The organism is Agrobacterium sp. LEGMi-208b, assembly GCF_059511785.1.
Map to the genome: position 1 here is coordinate 2830468 of NZ_CM183445.1, position 17061 is coordinate 2847528.

Below are 17061 nucleotides of genomic sequence, written 5' to 3' on the forward strand. Positions count from 1 at the left end.
ACATGATAGCCGGATTCGATGCAAAGCTGGTGTCGTCGGCCGATACGCCGCTGACCATCGGAAACGTGCCTTCCGGCATGGAAGCCCTTTTGCTTGCCGACATGGCGCGGGCGGGCACGTCGGTGGCTTATGTGATGTCGGATGGCCAGCGGGTCGCCGATCTCGAACAGATCCTCGGTTTCGTCGCGCCTGACATTCCGGTGATGACGTTGCCGGCCTGGGACTGTTTGCCCTATGACCGCGTGTCACCGAGCGCCGACACTTCGGCGCGCCGGCTGGCGGCGCTTTCCGGCCTCATTGCCCATGCGAAGAAACCGCATCCGGCCATCGTGCTCGTCACCGTCAACGCCATGCTGCAGAAGATGGCGCCGCGCGACATTATCGAGAGCCTCGGTTTTTCGGCCAGACCCGGCAATCAGATCCGCATGGAGGAGATTGCAGCAAGGCTGGAGCGCAACGGTTTCGACCGGGTGGCGACGGTGCGTGAAGTGGGTGAATTTGCCGTGCGCGGCGGTATTCTCGATGTCTTCGTGCCGGGCACGGAAGAGCCGGTGCGGCTCGATTTCTTCGGCGATACGCTGGAAAGCATCCGCACCTTCGATCCGGCCAGCCAGCGTACCATCGGACAGGCGCGCTCGCTCGATCTGAATCCGATGAGCGAAGTGACGCTGACGCCGGATACGATCAGCCGTTTCCGCAAGAATTACCTGTCGCTGTTCGGTGCGGCGACGCGCGACGATGCGCTTTATCAGGCCGTCTCCGAAGGTCGCCGTTATGCCGGCATGGAGCACTGGCTGCCGCTGTTTTACGAGCAGCTGGAAACTGCCTTCGATTATCTGAAGGATTTCCGCATCGTCACCGATCATACGGCGCGGGAGGCGGCGAAAGAGCGCTCCAAGCTCGTGCTCGATTATTACGATGCGCGCCGCAGCTCCGGCGAAACCAAGGGCTCGACGCAGGGCGCGCCCTACAAGCCGGTTTCGCCCGGTCAGCTCTATCTCGATGGAAAGAGCTTCGATGCCGCGCTCGCTGCCGTCAATGCGGTGCGTCTGACGCCTTTCAACGAGCAGGACAGCGAAGGCCGCCCGGTCGCCACGCTTGACGCCCATGTCGGGCCGCGCTGGGCGCGTCCGCCAACCGAGGGCGAGAGCGAAGAGCGGGTCAATGTTTTCGATCTGGCGGTGAAGCACATTGCCGAACGCCGCGCCAAGGGCTGGAAGGTGCTGATAACAGGCTGGTCGGAAGGTTCGCTCGACCGGCTGTTGCAGGTGCTTAACGAGCACGGGCTTGAGAAGATCAAGCCGGTTACTTCGCTGAAAGAGGTGGAGAAGCTCGGCAAGGGCGAGGCGGCCTCGGCGGTTCTGAGCCTTGAGGCGGGTTTCGAAACCGGGACGCTGGCCGTTATCGGCGAGCAGGATATTCTCGGCGACCGCATGGTGCGCCGCTCCAAGCGTCGCAAGCGCGGCGCGGATTTCATCTCGGAAGTGGCGGGGCTGGATGAAGGCTCGCTGGTCGTCCATGCCGAACATGGCATCGGCCGCTTCGTCGGCCTGCGGACAATCGAGGCGGCGGGTGCGCCGCGGGCCTGTCTGGAACTGCATTATGCCGACGACGCCAAGCTGTTCCTGCCCGTTGAAAACATCGATCTTCTGTCCCGTTACGGTTCGGATGCGGCGGAAGCGCAGCTGGACAAGCTGGGCGGCGGCGCATGGCAGATGCGCAAGGCCAAGCTCAAGAAGCGCCTGCTCGATATGGCCGATGAGCTTATCCGCATCGCAGCCGCGCGTCTGGTGCGCCATGCGCCGGTGCTGGCGGCGCCCGACGGGCTTTATGACGAATTCGCCGCCCGTTTCCCCTATGATGAGACGGAAGACCAGCTGAACGCCATCGAGGCCATTCGCGAAGATCTCGGTGCCGGCCGGCCGATGGATCGCCTTATCTGCGGCGATGTCGGTTTCGGCAAGACTGAGGTGGCATTGCGCGCCGCTTTCCTCGCCGCCATGAATGGCGTGCAGGTGGCGGTGGTGGTGCCGACTACGTTGCTTTCGCGCCAGCATTTCCGCACTTTCTCGGAACGTTTCCGTGGCCTGCCCATCCGGGTGCAGCAGGCTTCGCGCCTTGTCGGCTCCAAGGAACTGACGCTGACGAAAAAGGAAGTGGCGGATGGCAAGACCGATATCGTTGTCGGCACCCATGCGCTGCTTGGCGCGGGCATCAGCTTTGCCAATCTCGGCCTCTTGATCATCGACGAAGAGCAGCATTTCGGCGTCAAGCACAAAGAGCGCCTGAAGGAGCTGAAGAGCGACGTGCATGTGCTGACGCTATCCGCGACGCCCATTCCGCGCACGTTGCAGCTGGCCATGACGGGCGTGCGTGAGTTGTCGCTCATCACCACGCCGCCGGTGGACCGCATGGCGGTGCGCACCTTCATTTCGCCGTTCGACCCGCTCGTCATTCGCGAGACGCTGATGCGCGAGCATTATCGCGGCGGCCAGAGTTTTTACGTTTGCCCGCGTCTTGCCGACCTTGCCGATATTCACGCGTTCCTGCAATCGGATGTGCCGGAACTGAAGGTGGCGGTGGCGCATGGCCAGATGCCGGCCGGCGAACTGGAAGACATCATGAATGCCTTCTACGACGGCAAATATGACGTGCTGCTGTCGACCACCATCGTCGAATCCGGCCTCGACGTGCCGACTGCCAATACGCTGATCGTGCACCGGGCCGATATGTTCGGTCTCGCCCAGCTTTACCAGCTGCGCGGCCGCGTCGGCCGGTCCAAGGTGCGGGCCTTCGCGCTCTTCACCCTGCCGGTCAACAAGGTGCTGACGACGACCGCCGAGCGCCGGCTGAAGGTGCTGCAATCGCTCGATACACTCGGTGCCGGTTTCCAGCTGGCGAGCCACGACCTCGATATTCGCGGTGCGGGCAATCTCTTGGGTGAAGAACAGTCCGGTCACATCAAGGAAGTCGGTTTCGAGCTTTACCAGCAGATGCTGGAAGAGGCGGTGGCAGAGGTGAAGGGTGACGAGCAGGTGCAGGATAGCGGCTGGTCGCCGCAAATCTCCGTCGGTACCTCCGTCATGATCCCGGAAGATTACGTTCCCGATCTGCATCTGCGCATGGGTCTTTACCGCCGTCTCGGCGAGCTTGCCGATATCAGCGAGATCGACGGTTTCGGCGCGGAAATGATCGACCGTTTCGGCCCGCTGCCGAAAGAGGTGCAGCATCTTCTCAAGATCGTCTACATCAAGTCGCTCTGCCGTATCGCCAATGTCGAGAAGCTGGATGCCGGGCCGAAGGGCGTCGTCGTGCAGTTCCGCAACAAGGAATTCCCGAACCCGGCGGCGCTGGTCGGTTACATCGGCAAGCAGGGCTCGATGGCGAAAATCCGTCCTGACCACAGCCTGTTCCTCAACCGCGATCTGCCGACGCCGGAAAAGCGGCTGACGGGTGCAGCGATGATCATGACGCAGCTGGCGGAACTGGCGCGGTCGTAGATTTGAGCTTTTGGGAGCTTGTCCATTTGGCGACTGACCGAAGGTGGGTGGGGTTTACCCCCCTCTGCCCTGCCGGGCATCTCCCCCACAAGGGGGGAGATCGGCAAGACGCGCTGTCACCACTTCATTCTCTAACGTCGAGATGGGCAAAACCTCGCTGTATATCGATCTCCCCCCTTGTGGGGGAGATGCCCGGCAGGGCAGAGGGGGTAAACCCCACCCACCCTCGATCCGCTGTCAACAAACAACCTCCCGAAAGCCAAAACCTGAAGCAAACATTACCGGGATGTAATGAAACGGACATGCGCCGGTAGCTTCGGCGGGCGTAGTCTTGTTTTCATCTCCTCTGCCGCGCCCAATATGACGCGCGAGTGGGAAGACGAAGGAGCAAGACGATGTGGACCAACATAAACAGGTTCGTCACCGCAGGTCTGGTTGCTTTGACAATTGCGGGCACCACAATTGCCACCACCGGCCAGGCGGAAGCACGCAACCATTTCGGACACGGGCATGGCGGCGCCGGCATTGCCGCGGGAATTGCGGGCGCAATTATCGGCGGCGCTATCGTCGCCGGGGCGCGGCATTCCTATGGCGGCCCCTATTACGGCGATCCCTTTTATGGTCCGCCGGTTTACGGCCCTCCGGTGATCTATCAGCCGGTATATCCGCGCTGCCATGTCGTCTGGCGGCAGAATGCCTGGGGTGACATGTATCGCGCACGGGTTTGCGACTGAGCCCTGCCGCCCAAGCAGCGATGCGGGAACGCGCCGTTGACTAGAGGGTCCGCGGCGCGTCTTCCGGCGTGATCCCCACGGCCACGTTCTGGTCGGTCGCAGCGATCGAGGCGGGCAGCGGCACTTTCCTCTGCTTCTCGCGGATGAGTGTCAGCAGGCCGGAGCCGACGATGAGGGCGATGCCGATCAGCATCCATCCGTCGATGCGGTCGCCGAAAATCAGATAACCGAACAGGATGGCCCAGAGCATCTGGCTATATTGCGTCGGGCCGATCATCGCGGCCGGCGCATATTGGGCGGCATACATCACCAATACGTTGCCGAGTGCGCCGAGCAGGCCATAGCCTGCCAGCAGTAGCCATTGCTCTCCGCCTGGCATGACAAAGGTCGGCACCATGGCGATGCCGCTGATGATGAGACAGCCCAGCACGCCGGCACCATAAAGCGAGACATTCTTTTCCGAAGGGCCCATGGCGCGGAAGATGACGATGCTGAGCGCGCCGCTGAAGCCGCCGATGATGGCGCCGAGATGGCCGACGCCCAGTTCGCGAAAGCCCGGACGCAGGATGACCAGTACCCCGAGAAAACCGATGATGACCGCCGACCAGCGGCGAATGCCCACCTGTTCTTTCAAAAACACCACCGACATGATGGTGACGAAGGAAGGCAGCAGGAAGATCAACGCAAAGGCTTCTGCCATGGAAAGATGGGTGAAAGCGGTTACGCTGCCGACGGCACCCGTGCCGGCGGCAAAAAAACGGATGATCCACAAAGGGCGGTTCGTCGTCTTCACCACATCCACCCAGCGATCATTGCGCTTGCGGATGAAGGGCAGGGCGATGAGGCCGAACAGGGCGCCGAAGAAGGCCGATTCGATCGGCGAAATCTGGCCTTCTATGAGTTTAACGCTGGCATCGCTCCAGGCGTAGGCAGCGAAGGCGGCAAAGGCGAGCAGAATGCCTTTCAGGGTCTTGTCGGACACGGAAACACCGGCGAAAAATCGAGTTGCTGAAAACCGCCGGTGATTTGACCGTCAGTTCATCGATCTATGCTCGTCCGTCTTGATTTTTGCAATATCCCGCAATGCAGCAATCAAGACGTCGGGCGTTTGTGCACCGCTTATGGCGTATTTCTGGTCGATGATGAAAAACGGCACGCCGGCGACACCCATTTGCTGCGCCGCATCAATTTCGGCGATGACCGTGTCCTTGTCCGCATCCGAGGCGAGAAGCCGCGCCACGACCTTGGCGTCCATGCCGGATTTTTCGGCCACATCGGTCAGCACCGCGTGATCGCCGATGTTGCGCCCTTCCTCGAAATTGGCCTTGAACAGGCCGGTGACGACCTTCTCCTGAACGTCGCGGCCTTCCGAATGCGCCCAGAGCGACAGCCGATGGGCGTCGAGCGTATTCGGCCCGATCTTGATCGCATCGAAATCGTAATTGATGCCGACTTCCCTGCCGAGCTGTACCAGCGTGGCATGGGCCTGTTCCAGGCGCTCCTTGCCGAGCTTTTCCTCGAGAGCGGCTTTCTGGTCGACGCCTTCAGGCGGATAATCCGGGTTGAGGCGGTAAGGACGCCAGTTCACGTCGACGCTGATTTCGTCCTGCACCTCGGCAATGGCGAGATCGAGCCTTGCCTTGCCGAGATAACACCACGGGCAGACCATATCCGATACGACGTCGATAACGATGCGTTCCATGGTTTTATCTTCCCTTTTTCTGCCGGGGATGGGTGCGGTGCGGTTTATTGCGCCCGCGCGTCCCACCAGGTCTGTTTCTGATTGCCGGATATTGGCGTCATATCCGGGCGGTCGATATATTTCCAGCGGGCCACCCATTGCGCGCCGATGTAATAAAGCGGAATGACGTAGTGGCCGGCGACCAGAAGGCGGTCGTAACCGCGCACCGCGGCCTGAAAATCCTCCGTCGAACGTGCCTGCAGCAGCGCCTCTATCATGCGGTCTATGTCGGGATTTGCAGCGCCCGCATAGTTGAAGCTGCCCTGCGCATCCCGCGAGAGCGAGCTCCAGCGGTTGAGCTGTTCCATGCCCGGTGAGAGCGAGGAGGGCAGGGAGCGGATGATCATATCATAATCGAAGCTGTTCGAGCGGGCCTGATATTGCCCGTCATCGACCGAGCGGATGCCCATGGCGACGCCGATCAGGTTCAGCGAACGCTGATAGGCAAGCGCGATGCGTTCCTGCGCCGGGTTCTGCGTCATGATTTCGAAGGCGAGCTGACGACCGTTGGCGTCGGACATCCTGCCGTTCTTGATGCTGTAGCCAGCCTCTTTCAGCTTGTCGACGGCCATTTTCAGAACTTTGCGGTCCGCGCCGGTGCTATCGGTGGTCGGCATGGCATAGGTTCCCGCCAGCAGTTCCGGCGGCATGGTTTTCGCCGCGTCGCCAAGCAGGGCAAGCTCACGCTCGTCTGCGGCATTGCCATAGGCGCCGAGCGGGGAGTTCTGCCAGTAACTCTGCGTGCGCTTGAAGGAGCCGCCGAGGATGTTCTTGTTCATCCATTCGAAATCAAGCGCATAGGACAGGCCCTCGCGCACCTTTTCGTCGGCGAAGACGGCGCGGCGGATGTTGAAAACGAGGCCGAACATGCCGGTGGGCAGGCGCGGCTGGAAAACGTCCTTGACGATATCGCCGCGATGGACGGCCGGGAAATTATAGGCCTGCCCCCAGTGGGAGGTATCGGAGGTGCCGTTGATGGCGTCGCCTTCGGGATAAATGTCGATATCGCCCTTCTTGAAGGCCTCGAACATGGTGGTGACCTGAAGGAAATAGGTGACGCTGATCTCGTCGTAATTGTCGAAGCCGACCTTGCCGGGAATATCCTTGCCCCAATAATCCGGGTTCCGCTCCCAGATGATTCGTTCGCCCGGCCGCAGGATCTTGATTCGGTATGGCCCCGAGCCGACGACTGGCCCCAGCCCGGCTTGCTCGAATTTTTCCGGATCGATCGCATGTTTCGGCAGGATCGGGGTGGAGGAGGCGAGAATGAGCGGCGTTTCGCGGTTGGCCTTGTCATTGAAGGTGAAACGCACGCTGCGATCGCCTATTTTTTCCAGCTTCGCCACGCCGTCCAGACGGGTGTTGAAGGGCGGGCGGCCTTTTTCCTTCAGAAGATTGAAGGTGAAGATCACGTCATCTGCGGTCACCGGCTCACCGTCGGACCATTGTGCTTTCGGGTTGAGGTTGAACTGGACGAAGCTGCGCTCCTCATCCCACTCCGCGGTTTCGGCCAGGAGGCCGTAAAGGCTGAAAGGCTCGTCGCTGGAGCGCAGCATCAGCGGTTCGTAGAGAAGATTGCCGAATTCCGGGTCCCAGACGCCGCGTGCGGTGGTGCGCATTCCCTTGAGCACGAAGGGATTGAGGCTGTCGAAGGTGCCGACGACGCCATAGGAGATGCGGCCGCCTTTCTTCACGTCCGGATTGACATAAGGGAGGTGGCGGAAATCTGCCGGCAGGGCGGGCGTGCCATGCATGGAGATGCCGTGAAGCGGCTGTGCCTGCGATATTCCGGGCAGGAGCACGGCTGCAAAAACTATTGTCAGACCGAATGTGCGGAACAAAGCGCGTGACAGGCGCAGCAGATGCCTCCCCTCATTCCTGTGCTTGTCACAGGAATCCAGCCAGCCCAAGTCCTTGGGCTGAAAGGACTCGTCTCGTCGCGCAGACGCGCGCCGGCTGGATTCCTGTGACAGGCACAGGAATGAGGGATTGGGAGACGCGCCGGCATCTGAAGCCGCTTTGACGTGTTTTGTCGTCATAAGGTTGCGCATGTCACTATCCTGTCTCAACTGTCCGTCCGATTTGCCGTTACGACTGGTTTATCATCGTGATTCTGGCGAATATGTAGCACAGTCCCATTGCATGACCCATGCGAGGGCGGGAAATCTTGGGTCCGCTCAAGAAAAAGTTAAAGAAGTGCTGGATATCGCCGCGATCGGCATGTAACAGGGGGACCGGAAGAGACGGGTCACGCATTTGCCTCATTTAAACGACAGTTGAACGGGCAGAAGGATACCGCCATCGGCGAACAGGACCTTGCGGTTCTGTTCTGGCAGACATTCAGGAGACGGAACTCTTATGATGCACAAGGCAAACACATTCACCCGGACGGCTCTGTCCGCTCTGGTCCTTTCTCTCGGCGCAATGTCCGCTCCGGCCATCTCGCAGGCGCAGGATGCTGCTCCCGCCGCTCAGGGCGCTGGCGCTCCGCCGCTCGGCTGGTTCAAGACCTGCTCCAAGCAGGAAGACAACGATGTCTGCGTCGTGCAGAACGTGGTTCTTGCCCAGAACGGCCAGATGATCACCGCCGTTGGCCTGATCACCGTTGAAGGCAAGGTCAATCGCAAGCTGCTGCAGGTTTCCGTTCCGACCGCGCGTCTCGTTCCTCCGGGAGTGATGATGCAGATTGATGGCGGCAAAGGCCAGAAGCTCGATTACGCCGTTTGCCTTCCCGACAAGTGCACGGCCGAAGTTCCGCTGACGGACGCCATGATCGCTTCCTTGAAGAAGGGTAGCGAGGTGGTCTTCACCTCCATCAACTTCCGCCGCGCGCCGAACCCCATCAAGATCGCGCTTTCCGGTTTCACCGGCGCCTATGACGGCCCGGCGATCACCCAGTCGCAGCTGGCCGAAAGCCAGCGCAGCCTGCAGGAAGGCATGCAGAAGAAGGCTGAAGAAGCTCGCAAGAAGCTGGAAGCCGCTCAGGACGCCGCCAAGGGCGCGCCGAAGCCCTGATTGCAGCGCAAGCTTCAAAAACAGAAAACCGGTCTGGCGACAGACCGGTTTTTTTATGCCCGTTTCATACCCCTGGGAGGTGGGGAGGCGGTTGGCGGGCGTCAATGCGCCGTCGACATTTTCGGACGCCATTCACCGTTCGGCGCCTTGTCGAAGATGCGGCCGATATTGGGGTTTCGGAGCGGCGTCTCGTTTTCGTCGTGGACGAGGTTCTGTTCGGAAACATAGGCGACATATTCCGTCTCCTCGTTTTCGGCCAGAAGATGATAGAAGGGCTGGTCGCGATCCGGCCTGATTTCCGCGGGGATGGCGTTCCACCATTCCTCGGTATTGGCATATTCCGGGTCCACGTCGATCACCACACCGCGGAACGGAAACACCTTGTGGCGGACGATTTCGCCAAGCGTGAATTTTGCGTTTCTTTGTTTCATGGCATGTACTTCCTTTCCCAATACTAGTTGGTGTCGGAATGCGAAATATCAAGACCTAGCGGTTTGGGCGCCGGTCTGCCGTCCTGGCTCAGCGCCTTCTGCCGATGGGCGCAGTGGCGATGATGACGCCGCCGGTGACCAGCACGATGCCGATGGCGTGATAGGTCTCGAAGGTCTCGCCGAGGAACAGCGTGGCCATCAGGATCGAGACCGGCGGCATCATGTAAAGCGTGACGCCCGCCGTGGCGGGACCGAAGACGCGCACGGTATGGGTGAAGCAATAAAAGGCCAAGAGTGAGGCGAAGAGGATGATGCCGCCGATCTTCGCCCAGGCCGTGCCGGTGGCGGGCAGCATGCCGCCCTGCGCCAGTTCCAGCGCCGCCGGTGGCAGAAGTACCAGCGCGCCGGAAAAGGCGATCAGGCCGAAAAGGCTGAAGGATGCCATCTGCCGAGCGGCCGGATCGCGCAGCAGCAGCGAATAGATGGCAAAGGCGATGGCCGCCGTCAGGATCGCGAAATCGCCGATGTTGAAATTCAGGTGCCAGAGGGCGGACATATCGCCCTTGAGCACGATGGCCGCGACACCTGCAAAGGCGATGATCATGCCGGCCACTTCGAGCTTGCGGATAGGGCGGCCCTGAAAGATGCGCTGGAACAGGATGATGAACAGCGATGAGGTCGTGTAGATCAGCGTGCCGTTGGCGGCCGTCGTCATGGTCAGGCCCCAATAGACCACGCCGCCGCAGATGCCCATGCCGAGAATGCCGAGGACGAGCCAGAGCAGCGTTTTGCGCCGCACGAAAGCAAGGCAGTTGCGCCAGTCGGCGATCATGAAGGGTGCGATGATGAGGGTCGATCCGATCCAGCGGATGAAAGCGGCGATGAAAGGCGAGACTTCGCCGACGACGCCACGGCCGAAAATGACATTGCTGGAGAAAAAGAACGGCACCGCCAGAAAGATGAGCCAGTCCGTGAGGCGCGTTTGCTGAGAGGCTGGCTTGTTCGACATGCTTCGCAATGATGACTGGGCTTCAAAAGAAAACGGCGGCTTTCCGGGGAAAACCGCCGAGATGGATGGAGCGCCGAAAGGACGGCGCTCCGCAGGCCGATCAGGCCGAGTAATACATGTCGAATTCGACCGGATGCGGGGTCATTTCGAAACGCATGACTTCCTGCATCTTGAGCTCGATGAACGAGTCGATCTGGTCGTCGTCGAACACGCCGCCGGCGGTCAGGAACTTGCGATCCTTGTCGAGGCTTTCCAGCGCTTCGCGCAGCGAGCCGCAGACGGTCGGGATCTTTTTCAGTTCCTTGGCAGGAAGGTCGTAAAGGTCCTTGTCCATCGGCTTGCCGGGGTGGATCTTGTTCTTGATGCCGTCGAGGCCGGCCATCAGCATGGCCGCAAAACCGAGATAGGGGTTCTGGGTCGGGTCCGGGAAGCGGACTTCGACGCGCTTTGCCTTCGGGTTGGAGCCGAAGGGAATACGGCACGATGCGGAGCGGTTGCGCGCGGAGTAAGCGAGCAGAACCGGCGCTTCATAACCCGGCACCAGACGCTTGTAGGAGTTGGTGGTGGGGTTGGTGAAGGCGTTGATTGCCTTGGCGTGCTTGATGATGCCGCCGATGTAATAGAGGCAGGTCTCGGAGAGGCCGGCATATTCGTCGCCCGCAAACGTCGGCTTGCCGCCCTTCCAGATCGACTGGTGAACATGCATGCCCGAACCGTTATCGCCGAAGATCGGCTTCGGCATGAAGGTTGCCGTCTTGCCATAGGCATTGGCGACCTGATGCACGACGTACTTGTAGATCTGCATCTTGTCGGCGCTGGATACCAACGTGTCGAACTTCACGCCCAGCTCGTGCTGTGCGGCAGCCACTTCGTGGTGGTGCTTTTCAACAACGACGCCCATTTCGGCCAGAACCGTCAGCATTTCGGAACGCATGTCCTGCAGGCTGTCGATCGGCGGAACCGGGAAGTAGCCGCCCTTGACGCGCGGACGGTGGCCGAGGTTGCCGGTCTCGTAATCCGTGTCGTCGTTGGACGGCAGTTCGGAACTGTCGAGCTTGAAGCCGGTGTTGTAGGGATCTGCCTTGTACTTCACGTCGTCGAAGACGAAGAATTCCGGCTCGGGGCCGACAAAAACGGTGTCGCCGATACCCGACGCCTTGAGATAGGCTTCGGCCTTCTTGGCGGTGCCGCGCGGGTCGCGGTTATAGGCTTCGCCCGAGACCGGGTCGAGAATGTCGCAAAGGACGACCAGGGTGGACTGGGCGAAGAACGGGTCGATATGGGCGGTGGCCGGATCGGGCATCAGCACCATGTCGGACTCGTTGATGGCCTTCCAGCCGGCGATCGAGGAGCCGTCGAACATGACGCCATCGGCGAACATGTCTTCGTCCACACAGACAATATCCATGGTGACGTGCTGCAGCTTGCCCTTGGGGTCGGTAAAGCGCAGGTCCACGAACTTGATGTCGTTATCCTTGATCTGCTTCAAGATATCGTTTGCGGTCGTCATTTAAACGTTTTCCTTGAGTGTGATGATGACGAGGTGAAAACCCAAGCCTCCCCGGCTCGGGACGTTCTTGATTATATGGCGTCCACGCCTGTTTCACCGGTACGGATGCGGATGACTTCCTCGACATTGGAAACGAAAATCTTTCCGTCGCCGATACGTCCGGTCTGCGCCGCATTGCGGATCGCCTCGATGACGGCTTCCGCATTCTCATCCGCCAATACGACTTCGACTTTCACTTTCGGCAAAAAGTCCACGACGTACTCTGCACCGCGGTAGAGTTCCGTGTGGCCCTTCTGACGACCAAAGCCTTTTGCTTCCGTGACCGTGATTCCCTGAAGTCCGACTTCCTGAAGGGCTTCCTTCACTTCATCGAGCTTGAAAGGCTTAATGATCGCTTCGATCTTTTTCATGAGAAAATATCTCTCCGCTTCTCCCGTTAAAGCAGGTAACTCCCGCTCTGCCACAAGAATGCACGTATTGTGCCAGATCGGAAGCGGGCTTGAAGAAAAAACTTCGATCCCCCGGCCTTCCGGCACAAAATGCATTCGGTTTTTACGGTTTTCCAGCGAATTTCTCGCGGAAACCCGAAAAATCCATCAGCATTTCTGTGAATTTGTATTATTTTAGATTTTTTGAATATTTGAAAAGGTGCGAACAAAGAAGTGGCTGTTTGTTTATATTTTATGCATTTGTCTATTATTTAGACATGGCGATTTGCTTATTTTTGTATCGATTGCCTTTCCGGCGTTTTGAAGGGATGATCGGAACATGAAATCCCTCCCGCACCTCTTCCTGATCGACCCTGTTGCCATGGCCCGCATCGATGCGGCGGCCGGGCAATCCGGCATTCCTCTTTATGACCTGATGGAGCGGGCGGGGCAGGCGGTTGCCGCCTCGGCGCTGCGTCACCATCCGCAGGCGCAGCGTTTCGTCGTGCTCTGCGGCGGCGGCAATAATGGCGGCGATGGTTATGTGGCGGCGCGGGCGCTTTTGCAGAGCGGAGCGGTTGTCGCGGTTCATCATCTCGGCGATATCGGCGCGCTCAGGGGCGATGCGCGGACGGCATTCGAGCGGAGCGGCGTGACGCCGCTGCCGCTTGACGGCTATACGCCTCTTGCCGGCGATGTGGTGATCGATGCGGTGTTCGGGGCCGGATTGTCCCGCGATGTTCCGCAGGAGCTTGTCCGGGTGATCGAGGCGGTCACGCAGGCGAAGGTGCCGGTTCTCGCCGTCGATCTGCCCTCGGGTCTCTGCGGCAGGCGGGGTGTGCCTCTAGGCGCATCGTTCAGGGCGGAGCGGACGGTGACCTTCATGGCGCGCAAGCCGGGTCATCTGCTGATGCCGGGGCGGGAGCTTTGCGGAGCGCTCGAGGTGTTCGATATCGGCATTCCGTCCCGCATCCTTGACGCCCATGCGGGATCGGTGGCGGAAAACAGCCCGCTGGTCTGGCGGGATGCCTTGCCTCATGCCGATAGGGAAACCCATAAATTCCGTAGAGGGCATCTGACCGTCTTTTCCGGCCCGGCGCATGCGACCGGCGCAAGCCGCATGACGGCGCTTGCGGCACTGAAGGCGGGGGCGGGCATCGTCACCATCGCCGCGCCGAAAGATGCGCTCGACGTGCTGTCCGTCACGCTGACGGCGGTGATGAATGCACCGATGGACGATGCCGACGATCTGCGGTCGTGGCTGGACGATGGGCGTCATGGCACTTTCGTTCTCGGCCCGGGTTTCGGTGACCTCGAAAAGGCGCGACACTTCGTGTCCCTGCTCGCAGACAAGGCGGTGGTTCTGGATGCCGATGCAATCACGGCTTTCAGGGATCATAAGGAGGTCCTGTTCGAGCGTATCACGTCTGGCACGGGCAAATTCGTGCTGACGCCGCATGAGGGCGAGTTTGCGCGACTGTTTCCCGATCTTGCCGCCGACAGGATGCTGAGCAAGATCGAGAAGGCGCAGGTCGCCTCGGCCCGCAGCGGCGCCGTGCTGGTTTACAAGGGCGCGGATACGGTGATTGCCGCGCCGGATGGCTGGGCGCTGGTCAACACGAATGCGCCGGCGAGCCTTGCGACGGCGGGATCAGGCGACGTGCTGGCCGGTATCATCGGCGCGCTGCTGGCGCAGGGCGCACCGGCCTTCGAAGCGGCTGCGGCCGGGGTCTGGCTGCATGGTGAGGCCGGCCACCGGGCAGGCGACGGCCTGACGGCGGAGGACCTTGCCCATGCGGTTCGGCCGTTTGGGTGAATTGGTCTGATTGTGTTGGGGCAGGCTTGTGAACCGGGTCTTTGCTGGCTGCTCGCTGAACCTGCGATCTTACCGCAGTTCCATCATCCCCACTCCGTCACCCCGGACTTGATCCGGGGTCCAGCGCGATCAAGTCCTTGATCGCGAAAGACTCTTCTCACGGCGCAGACGAGCTGTGGCTGGATGCCGGATCTAGTCCGGCATGACGGAGGAGAGGTTTTTGCTCTGAGACAAGTTCTGTCGCGTTTGAGGCCTTCAACTCCGCCTTCAATGCGCGGCCTTGCCTGCCTGGCTCGCCATCGCCATGCGCGAGGCGCTGATCAAGAGCTTGCGTTCGGCGCGCTCCTGCTGCGGCGTGCGATTGTAGATTTCGCGATAACACTTGGAAAAATGCGAAGCTGACACGAAACCGCAGGCGACGGCGACTTCGACCACCGGCATGGCCGATTGCACCAGCAGGTGGCGGGCGCGGTCGAGGCGGATTTCGAGGTAATAACGGGCGGGCGAGCGGCCCATTTCCTGACGGAAAAGGCGCTCCACCTGGCGGCGCGACAGATCGGCGGCATCGGCGATGTCGAGCAGCGACAGCGGTTCGGCGAGATTGCCTTCCATCAATTCGATGATCGACAGAACCTTGCTGTTCTGTACGCCAAGCCGGGCGCGCAGCGGCAGGCGCTGGCGGTCGTTCGGGCTGCGGACCCGGTCGGTCAATTGCTGTTCGCAGACGCGGTTGACGAGGTTCTCGCCGAAATCCTGGCCGATCAGGCTCAGCATCATGTCCAGCGAGGCCGTGCCGCCAGCGCAGGTGTAGATGTTGCTGTCGACTTCGAAGAGATCGGCATAGACTTCCACCTCCGGGAAGGCCTCGGAAAAACCGGGAAGGTTCTCCCAGTGGATCGCGCAACGCTTGCCGTTCAAAAGGCCCGCCTGTGCGAGAATATGGGCGGCGGTACAGAGGCTGCCAATGGCGATGCCGCGATTATAGGCTTCGCGCAGCCAGGCATTGACAGATTTGTTGATGTGTTGGTCCACATCAATGCCCGAACAGATGATCGCCATTTCCGGGCGATTTTCGCCGCTGACGTAGCGCCGCTCGTCGGCAAGACAGGTATCGGCCTCAAGACAGATGCCGCTCGACGACATGACCTTCTGGCCATCGAGCGAGGCGAGGCGCCACTCATAGGCCTGATAGCCCAACATTCGGTTGGCGATGCGAAGCGTTTCAACCGCTGCGGCGAAAGGCAGCATGGTAAATTGCGGAATGAGAAAAAAGACGATTGAGCGTTTCTTCTGGGAGTTCCTGCTCATTTGCCCGTGCTCCGTTGCGAATACGCAATTCCTCTCTTGGAATTGGTCTTCTGGATGTCCTGTTTACGACATCTTTAACGAAAAATACGCCGTGGAATCGGGGCTGTCAAAAAATCGCTTTTGAAATATGCAAATTTTGCGACAAGCCTTTAAAAAGGGCGGCGTGTCGCATGCAAAACAGGCAGGCTATTTTGCGCCCTTGTCCTGAGGTGAACGCGGGCAGGTGTGGCTCGCAAGACGCGCAATGGTTGCGAGCCACCGATCGGTCATCATTTGCGGATGGCGCGTGTGTGGCTGGTTTCGGTCGTCGGCCATCCGATATCCTTCAATGTTTCAGGCGGCAATGCCTCCAGTGCACGAAGCATTTTTTCGCGACGCCATGCGGCGTAACGGGCGGAAACATGGTCGGACAGGCGATGAAGCCAGCCGCTGGATGACGGACGCTGCGAGGAACGGTTCGCCACTGGGAGATAATGTATCATGGTCATGTCTTGATCCTTTCCTGAACCACGATCCTGTTTGCGACTTCGGTATGCGCTTGCCGGCGAGGCTCAATCCGCCCCGTCAATCGATGTCCCGGATGGTGCGCGCTTGTTGACATTCAATCAAACGAAATGATATCCATCTATAAATCAAAATATTTGAAGGTGCGTGCCATGACCGTGACTTTCCGCCAACCGCTGCCGTTGCTGGATAACGACATATTGAGAACCTTCATCGCCATTGCGGAAACGGGAAATTTCTCGACCGCCGCGGAAGTGGTGTTCAGAACGCCCTCTGCCGTTTCCATGCAGATCAAGAAGCTTGAAGAGCAGCTGAAGACGACACTGTTCCTGCGCGATGCCCGCTCCGTGACATTGACGGCGCATGGGGAGACGCTGCTGACCTATGCGCGGCGCATGATCGCGCTCTCCAACGAGGCTGTGTCGCGTTTCGTCATGCCGGAGCTTTCCGGTGTCGTCCGTCTCGGCGCGCCGGAGGATATTGGCGAGCGTGGCCTGCTGCCGGGCATTCTCAAGCGTTTTGCCGAGGCTTTCCCCGGCATCATGATCGACGTCACCATCGATTCCAGCTCCAATCTCTATAAGCGCATGGATGAGCAGAGGCTCGATCTCGCCCTCGTCAACTGTGCCTCCCATCCGCTGCGGGATACGGGTGAGGTACTGATGCGTGAACGCCTCGTCTGGGCGGGTGCCAAATGCGGTACCGCCTATCTGCGCGATCCGTTGCCGATCTCCATCTGGGAAGAGGGCTGTATCTGGCGCTCGGAAGCGATCCATTCGCTGGAACGGCGCGGGCGCAATTTCCGCGTGGCCTATCTCAGTGGTCATACCATGGCGCAGCGTGCGGCGATTGCCGCCGATCTCGCCATCGCCCCGCTGCCGCGGTCCTATGTGCAGAACGATATGGTCATTCTGGGCGATAAGGAAGGCCTGCCGGAACTCGGCTGTTTCGATATCCGCCTGATCATGGGTGACAAGGCATCCCGCCCTGTTCTTGCCGTGGCTGAAAGCATCCGAAACGCTTTTGTCGAAGTCGCCAAGGCGGCCTGAGATCTTGGGGTGCGCG

At 60.1% G+C, this 17061-nt stretch carries 14 protein-coding genes; 5 read left to right on the forward strand and 9 right to left on the reverse strand.

Annotated features, from left to right (window positions below):
* Positions 1-2: 2 nt before the first annotated feature.
* Both mfd and AC5YUO_RS13875 read left to right on the forward strand, forming a co-directional pair.
* A complete protein-coding gene (gene mfd, locus AC5YUO_RS13870; protein ID WP_496153695.1) occupies positions 3-3500 on the forward strand; it encodes a transcription-repair coupling factor in 3498 nt (1165 codons plus the stop codon).
* A 395-nt stretch (positions 3501-3895) separates the two neighbouring features.
* Positions 3896-4234, forward strand: a complete 339-nt coding sequence (locus AC5YUO_RS13875; protein WP_496153696.1) for a hypothetical protein — start codon at positions 3896-3898, stop codon at positions 4232-4234.
* Positions 4235-4274: 40 nt separating this feature from the next.
* Here AC5YUO_RS13875 and AC5YUO_RS13880 read toward each other — a convergent pair whose 3' ends face one another.
* From AC5YUO_RS13880 to AC5YUO_RS13890, 3 genes are read right to left on the reverse strand one after another with little or no spacing between them, the layout of a single operon-like run.
* Positions 4275-5216, reverse strand: coding sequence for a DMT family transporter (locus AC5YUO_RS13880; RefSeq protein ID WP_400816610.1), 942 nt, complete (start codon positions 5214-5216; stop codon positions 4275-4277).
* 51 nt (positions 5217-5267) lie between these two features.
* Positions 5268-5936, reverse strand: coding sequence for a DsbA family oxidoreductase (locus AC5YUO_RS13885; RefSeq protein ID WP_496153697.1), 669 nt, complete (start codon positions 5934-5936; stop codon positions 5268-5270).
* A 44-nt stretch (positions 5937-5980) separates the two neighbouring features.
* Positions 5981-8026 (reverse strand): extracellular solute-binding protein, encoded by a 2046-nt coding sequence (locus tag AC5YUO_RS13890; protein ID WP_496153698.1) that lies wholly within the window; start codon positions 8024-8026, stop codon positions 5981-5983.
* A gap of 307 nt (positions 8027-8333) precedes the next feature.
* On the opposite strand from AC5YUO_RS13890, the gene AC5YUO_RS13895 reads away from it, so the two are divergent.
* On the forward strand, positions 8334-8990 hold the full coding sequence (locus tag AC5YUO_RS13895; RefSeq protein WP_003523420.1) for an invasion associated locus B family protein: 657 nt from the start codon (positions 8334-8336) through the stop codon (positions 8988-8990).
* A gap of 101 nt (positions 8991-9091) precedes the next feature.
* On the opposite strand, the gene hspQ is transcribed toward AC5YUO_RS13895, so the two are convergent.
* The 4 genes from hspQ to AC5YUO_RS13915 all read right to left on the reverse strand — a co-directional run bounded on the left by hspQ (position 9092) and on the right by AC5YUO_RS13915 (position 12350).
* Positions 9092-9421 (reverse strand): heat shock protein HspQ, encoded by a 330-nt coding sequence (gene hspQ, locus AC5YUO_RS13900; RefSeq protein WP_003523419.1) that lies wholly within the window; start codon positions 9419-9421, stop codon positions 9092-9094.
* An 88-nt stretch (positions 9422-9509) separates the two neighbouring features.
* The gene (locus AC5YUO_RS13905) at positions 9510-10430 is read right to left on the reverse strand and encodes a DMT family transporter (protein ID WP_496153699.1); all 921 of its coding nucleotides are present in this window, start codon (positions 10428-10430) and stop codon (positions 9510-9512) included.
* A 100-nt stretch (positions 10431-10530) separates the two neighbouring features.
* Positions 10531-11940 carry a type I glutamate--ammonia ligase gene (gene glnA / locus AC5YUO_RS13910; protein ID WP_496153700.1) on the reverse strand — a complete coding sequence of 470 codons (1410 nt, stop codon included), beginning with the start codon at positions 11938-11940 and terminating at the stop codon, positions 10531-10533.
* Between the two features lie 71 nt (positions 11941-12011).
* Entirely contained in the window at positions 12012-12350 is a 339-nt protein-coding gene (locus AC5YUO_RS13915) for a P-II family nitrogen regulator (RefSeq protein ID WP_003515720.1), read from the reverse strand.
* A 358-nt stretch (positions 12351-12708) separates the two neighbouring features.
* On the opposite strand from AC5YUO_RS13915, the gene AC5YUO_RS13920 reads away from it, so the two are divergent.
* Positions 12709-14184, forward strand: coding sequence for an NAD(P)H-hydrate dehydratase (locus tag AC5YUO_RS13920; RefSeq protein ID WP_496153701.1), 1476 nt, complete (start codon positions 12709-12711; stop codon positions 14182-14184).
* A gap of 267 nt (positions 14185-14451) precedes the next feature.
* Here AC5YUO_RS13920 and AC5YUO_RS13925 read toward each other — a convergent pair whose 3' ends face one another.
* Entirely contained in the window at positions 14452-15492 is a 1041-nt protein-coding gene (locus AC5YUO_RS13925) for a GlxA family transcriptional regulator (RefSeq protein WP_496153702.1), read from the reverse strand.
* A 269-nt stretch (positions 15493-15761) separates the two neighbouring features.
* On the reverse strand, positions 15762-15980 hold the full coding sequence (locus AC5YUO_RS13930) for a hypothetical protein (RefSeq protein ID WP_496153703.1): 219 nt from the start codon (positions 15978-15980) through the stop codon (positions 15762-15764).
* Positions 15981-16106: 126 nt separating this feature from the next.
* Between AC5YUO_RS13930 and AC5YUO_RS13935 the strand changes: the two genes are divergently transcribed.
* Positions 16107-17045 carry a LysR family transcriptional regulator gene (locus AC5YUO_RS13935; protein ID WP_496153704.1) on the forward strand — a complete coding sequence of 313 codons (939 nt, stop codon included), beginning with the start codon at positions 16107-16109 and terminating at the stop codon, positions 17043-17045.
* Positions 17046-17061: the final 16 nt, after the last annotated feature.